The 5385-nt window shown below is 65.1% G+C and carries 6 protein-coding genes and 1 pseudogene; 2 read left to right on the forward strand and 5 right to left on the reverse strand.

Annotation, left to right across the window (positions count from 1 at the left end; translation table 11 throughout):
* Positions 1-83 precede the first annotated feature (83 nt).
* From WAN71_RS26950 to WAN71_RS26970, 5 genes are all read right to left on the reverse strand, one after another.
* Complete coding sequence (locus tag WAN71_RS26950; protein WP_422228251.1) at positions 84-260, reverse strand: hypothetical protein; 177 nt, start codon at positions 258-260, stop codon at positions 84-86.
* 130 nt (positions 261-390) lie between these two features.
* Positions 391-705 (reverse strand): hypothetical protein, encoded by a 315-nt coding sequence (locus WAN71_RS26955; protein WP_422228252.1) that lies wholly within the window; start codon positions 703-705, stop codon positions 391-393.
* 139 nt (positions 706-844) lie between these two features.
* Positions 845-1972 (reverse strand): DUF4185 domain-containing protein, encoded by a 1128-nt coding sequence (locus WAN71_RS26960; RefSeq protein ID WP_422228253.1) that lies wholly within the window; start codon positions 1970-1972, stop codon positions 845-847.
* Positions 1973-2021: 49 nt separating this feature from the next.
* Complete coding sequence (locus tag WAN71_RS26965; RefSeq protein ID WP_422228254.1) at positions 2022-3080, reverse strand: aspartate-semialdehyde dehydrogenase; 1059 nt, start codon at positions 3078-3080, stop codon at positions 2022-2024.
* Positions 3081-3082: 2 nt separating this feature from the next.
* Entirely contained in the window at positions 3083-4348 is a 1266-nt protein-coding gene (locus WAN71_RS26970; protein ID WP_422228255.1) for an aspartate kinase, read from the reverse strand.
* 171 nt (positions 4349-4519) lie between these two features.
* Between WAN71_RS26970 and WAN71_RS26975 the strand changes: the two genes are divergently transcribed.
* Positions 4520-4900 carry a hypothetical protein gene (locus WAN71_RS26975; RefSeq protein ID WP_422228256.1) on the forward strand — a complete coding sequence of 127 codons (381 nt, stop codon included), beginning with the start codon at positions 4520-4522 and terminating at the stop codon, positions 4898-4900.
* A 174-nt stretch (positions 4901-5074) separates the two neighbouring features.
* Positions 5075-5385 (forward strand): annotated as a pseudogene (locus WAN71_RS26980) (2-isopropylmalate synthase); the annotation flags it as partial.

Consider the following 5385-nt stretch of genomic DNA (forward strand, 5'->3'; position numbering starts at 1 on the left):
GCTTGGGTCATCCCTTGATAATGCCGACGTGTGCGCCAGCCATCAAACACCGCGCTCTTTTCAGTCGCGGCGTGCCCAGCGTGCTACCAGCACAAAAACCAGGCGAACCGCAGAACGACCAGGGCAATGAGCACGACCCCCGCAATGATCGCCACCCACGCCGCTGCCTGATAAAGCCGCTCAGAATGTTCCTGCAGCGGCGCGACAAGCGGCGGCGCGACGGGAGACGGCGGAATCGACGGCTGAGGTGTCTCGCTCATGTTTCTTGATCATGCCTCAGGTCAGCAATAGCCGCGACCGGGCCGCGACCGCTAAGCGTCGCGGGAAAGAGTTGGAGCCCAGCGCCCCGCTGCGCTGCGGGACGCCGGGCTCACGGTCACTATTGCGGGACTACGGGTGCGCCGGAGCCAACGATGGAGCGACGGACTTCGGCGGCTGTGAGGGTCCGAGGCTGGCAGCACCCCCCGGACCGCCAGGCCCGCCGTGGAAGTCAGCCCCCTGGCCGTGGCCGTGGTGCATGCCCCCTGGACCCATCGCGTGGTGTTGCCCCATGTGGTGGTGGCATCCGTGGTGATGATGATGGCCGGCGATCTTGAAGCCGGCGAAGAAAATGCTCATGACGACGAACAGGATGCCGGCGACGATCACAACCCATGCCGCGAACCGGTAGAGCCAATACGGTTTGACTGGCTCAGTCGTTGGCACTGTGGGGTTGGTAGCGACCGTAGTCGGCCTGGTTGGTGTTTCAGGTGTTTCACTCATGCTGAAATCATGCGTGGGCAACGGATAGGCTGCGCTGGGTACAACCTATGAAAAACATATGAGTGGCGCCGCGAAGCCCCTGTCAATTGTCCTCTGACCAGGGTTTGAACGGGTTGACGGCGAATTGGATAACTCGATAGGGCGATCGTGCCCGCGGATCGCTGTTATGCCACTGGCTGACGAACACCCGCAATTCGTCCAGCGTCGAACCCGGTGAGATGTAACCGCCATATGGCTGCGCCAGCCGGTTGTCTTCCGGCGGCGGCAGGCTTTCCGCGGGATCGGGCCAGTCGTCGTGTTGCACCACGGTGGTCACCGGCGCGGTGCCAAGCGAAGTCGGGTCGTCGGCCACCCGGACCTCCATGTTGCCAGTGCTGGCGTTGAAATACGACAGCACCGCCTTGCCCTCGATCTGCTTGAAACTCATCTCACCAATCAAGTCGCCCCACAACGGGGTTGGCGCCTTGTTCCAACCCCCGTCGGGGCCGGGCGCCCAGCCCTGCCACCGGGACCGGTCGCCGAAATTCTCCGGTGCCACGCGATACAGCAGCGCCGGTTGGCTGCGATCGAAGTTGTCGGCGACGATGTACACCCACCCGGTCGGTGACGTGGGCGTCGGTATCGGGTCGTAGTAACCGCTGATCTGGGTCTGCTGGCCGCCCAGGTAGGCCGCATCCCGCACCGAACCCGGGAGCGTCTGCCAAACCCCGTGTGTTGGTTCAGCTTTCACCAGACGCGAGCTCTGCGGTACCAGTTCTTTAGCGGTGGTGACCAGTAAGTAATTCTGCCGGTTGATCTGCACGACACCGGCCGGCAGCTGCGATTCACCCGCCGGCGTCGGGTCGGCCAACAGCGGCTCCGCTATACCGGTGACTCCGGTGTAGCGGACCCCGGCTGGGTCGTCCACCGACGAAGTGTCTACCCGCAACGCGATCGGTGAGTAGTAGCCGCCGAAGCCGACTCCCTGGCCGGCGAAGCTGTCGCCGCAGACCTGCACGACATCGGTGGGAAATTCGATGAACGCGCACAAGTCGGTGGCACCGATGCCGTAGTCGCGGGTGGGCGTGCCGGTCCCGGCAGTCGGACCGATCCGCATCACCTGACCGGGCGCCAGCGGCTGCAGCACCGGCTCTGGCATCGGAGCCGGCGGATCGGCAGACGCGGGCGAAAAGCCTTGCTGGGCAAGCAGACACGCGACGGACGCGGCCATAAGCGAGCACCGCGCGCTCCGGCGGGGGTCGGCAGGGCTCACCCGCGGGTCACAGTTCAGCGGCGAGCAGCTCGGCGATCTGGATAGTGTTCAACGCCGCGCCCTTGCGCAGGTTGTCTCCTGAGACGAATAGCGCCAGGCCGCGCCCGTCCGGCACACCGGGGTCGTGACGGATCCGGCCGACGAGCGATTCGTCGACACCGGCGGCAGCCAGCGCCGTCGGCACCTCAACCACCTTCACCCCCGGTGCGCCGTCAAGAAGTTCACGGGCGCGCTGCGACGAAAGTGGTTGAGCGAACTCAGCATTGATGGACAACGAGTGGCCGGTGAACACCGGAACCCGCACACAGGTTCCGCTGACCAGCAAGTCCGGAATGCCCAGGATTTTGCGGCTTTCATGGCGCAGCTTCTGGTCCTCGTCCGTCTCGCCGGAGCCGTCGTCGACCAGCTTCCCGGCCAGCGGGACGACATTGAATGCGATGGGCGCGATGTAAGCGTTCGGCTCCGGGAACGCCACCGCGCTGCCGTCGTACACCAGCTGCTCGGCGTCGTCGATGACCGCACGCGCCTGGGTAGCGAGCTCCTCGACGCCGGCCAGCCCGGTTCCTGACACGGCCTGGTAACTCGACACCACCAACCGCACTAGCTGGGCGTCGTCGTGCAACACCTTGAGCACCGGCATCGCGGCCATCGTGGTGCAGTTCGGGTTGGCAATGATGCCTTTCTTGAGGGACCGGGCGCCGCCGACGACATCCCGCACGAAGTTCACCTCGGAGACCACCAGCGGCACGTCCGGGTCCTTGCGCCAGGCCGACGAATTGTCGATCACTGTCACCCCGGCGGCCGCGAACCGCGGCGCCTGCACCCGCGACATCGCCCCGCCGGCGGAAAACAGCGCGATGTCCAAACCCGTCGGGTCGGCCTTTTCGGCGTCCTCGACCTCGATTTCCTGGCCTCGGAAGGTCAGCTTGCGGCCCTGTGAGCGGGCCGACGCGAAAAACCGGACGCTGGTTGCCGGGAAGTCGCGTTCGTCGAGCAGCCTGCGCATCACCTGGCCGACCTGGCCGGTGGCACCTACTACGCCTATCGACACGCTATTCGCGCCCATATCTAGCGTCCCGTCCCCGCATACACCGTGGCCTCTTCAGCACCGCCGAGGCCGAATGCTTCGTGTAACGCGACAACAGCCTTATCTAGTTCAGTGTCGCGGCACAGCACCGAGATCCGGATCTCCGATGTGGAGATTAGGTCGATGTTGACTCCGACTCCGGCCAGCGCCTCGCAGAACGTGGCGGTAACCCCCGGATGGCTGCGCATGCCAGCGCCGATCAGCGACACCTTGCCGATGTGATCGTCGTAAAGCACTTGGCTGAACCCGATCTCGTCTTTGAGGGAGTCCAGCTTCTCCACCGCGACCCGCCCGCTGTCGCGGGGGCAGGTGAATGTGATGTCGGTCTTGCCGTTTTCGATCTTGGAAACGTTCTGCAGCACCATGTCGATGTTGACGTCGGCGTCGGCGACCGCGCGAAACACCTTGGCCGCGTAGCCCGGGTGGTCGGGGATGCCGACGATGGTCACCTTGGCCTCGCTGCGGTCGTGTGCGACGCCGGTCAGGATGGGGTCTTCCATGGGTATGTCCTTGATCGATCCGGTGACGACGGTGCCTGGCTTGTCCGAGTACGACGACCGGACGTGCACCGGAATGTTGTAGCGGCGTGCGTATTCCACGCAGCGCAGCATCAGTACCTTGGCTCCGCAGGCGGCCAGCTCGAGCATCTCCTCGAACGTGACAGTGTCCAGGTGGCGGGCGTTGGGGACGATCCGCGGGTCCGCGCTGAAAATGCCGTCCACGTCGGTGTAGATCTCGCAGACGTCGGCGCGCAGTGCTGCGGCCAGCGCGACCGCGGTGGTGTCCGAGCCGCCGCGGCCCAGGGTAGTGACGTCCCTGGTGTCCTGGCTGACGCCCTGGAATCCCGCGACCAGCACAATCAGCCCCTGGTCAAGCGCGGACTGCAGCCGGGTCGGGGTGACATCGATGATCTTTGCCTTGCCGTGGGCGCCGGTGGTGATGACACCGGCCTGCGAGCCGGTGAACGAGCGGGCTTGAGCGCCCAGCGATTCGATGGCCATCGCCACCAGTGCGTTGGAGATGCGTTCACCGGCGGTCAGCAGCATGTCCAGCTCGCGAGCAGGCGGCGCCGGGCACACCTGCTGAGCCAACTCCAACAGGCCATCGGTGGTGTCGCCCATCGCCGAGACCACCACGACCACGTCGTTGCCCTGCTTTTTGGCCTCGACGATGCGTTCGGCGACGCGGCGGATCCGTTCGGCGTCGGCCACCGAAGATCCGCCGTACTTCTGCACGACGAGCGCCACTTAGATCCTTTCCAGGCTTTCCCAGGTCGACAAACAGGATACGTGGGTTGACCCGGTGACGATGCCGGGCGGCCGGTCCTTCGAACAGCCGATGCTCGGACGATATTTGATATCCAATAGGGGCCGGCGCACAACAGGTGGCCGGCGTGTGGTGAGAAAGGGGTCGTCGAGATGGCCACGGTGGTATGGGGTACCGAACCCGACGAGCATGACTATCCGGCGGCGGCGGACTATCTGGCGCTGCTGGCCACACCCGGGCAGGTCAGCGAAATTGTGGCGGCGCTGAAGAAGGCCCCGATCGTGTACAAGAAGGCCAAGGATCTGCTGCGCGCGTCACGCCTGGCGCTGCTGCCGTCTGAGAATCCGCATGTGGCTGTGGATCTGGCGAAAATCAAGAAAGGTAAGCAGCTGTCGCCGATTCTGGTTGTCCGCGGCGACCTAGCCCATGATGTGGCGTTGCAGATCGCCGACGGTTACCACCGGGTGTGCGCCAGCTATCACACCGACGAAAACACCGACATCCCGGTCAAGATCGTCCCGGCCGGGGACTAGCGGCCTGGGGTTTTGGGCAACCGCGCAGGCGCGGTAAGGTAGCTAACGTGCAGCGGGTGCTCCTTCTCGGACGCCGCGACGGGGCCTGATTCAGACCGGCTTCCCGTCGCGGGTGTTCGCGACGCGCCGGTCGCCGCCTGATAGGCGCCCCTCTGATACCCCGGAGCAATCACCGTGACTAGCTATCAACCGTCGGGCGACTCCCCTGACGTCTTCAAGTCCGTTCGAGCCATCACCAAACCCGCTGGGCAACCCAACATGGGCCAACCGGCCTGGAACACCCAACGCGGATCAGCGATGCCGATCGGCCGGTACCGGCCATTCGCCGAGGAAGTCGAGCCCGTGCAGCTGGCCGACCGTACCTGGCCCGACAAAGTGATCACGCGTGCGCCGCTCTGGTGTGCGGTGGACCTGCGTGACGGCAACCAAGCGCTGATCGACCCGATGAGCCCGGCCCGCAAGCGCCGCATGTTCGACCTGCTGGT

It is taken from the genome of Mycobacterium sp. (genome assembly GCF_049280035.1).
Lineage (GTDB): Bacteria > Actinomycetota > Actinomycetes > Mycobacteriales > Mycobacteriaceae > Mycobacterium.

Coding starts and splice junctions, on each gene's coding strand:
- WAN71_RS26950 (WP_422228251.1), bottom strand. CDS start 260: ATGAGCGAGACACCTCAGCCGTCGATTCCGCCGTCTCCCGTCGCGCCG.
- WAN71_RS26960 (WP_422228253.1), bottom strand. CDS start 1,972: ATGGCCGCGTCCGTCGCGTGTCTGCTTGCCCAGCAAGGCTTTTCGCCC.
- WAN71_RS26965 (WP_422228254.1), bottom strand. CDS start 3,080: ATGGGCGCGAATAGCGTGTCGATAGGCGTAGTAGGTGCCACCGGCCAG.
- WAN71_RS26975 (WP_422228256.1), top strand. CDS start 4,520: ATGGCCACGGTGGTATGGGGTACCGAACCCGACGAGCATGACTATCCG.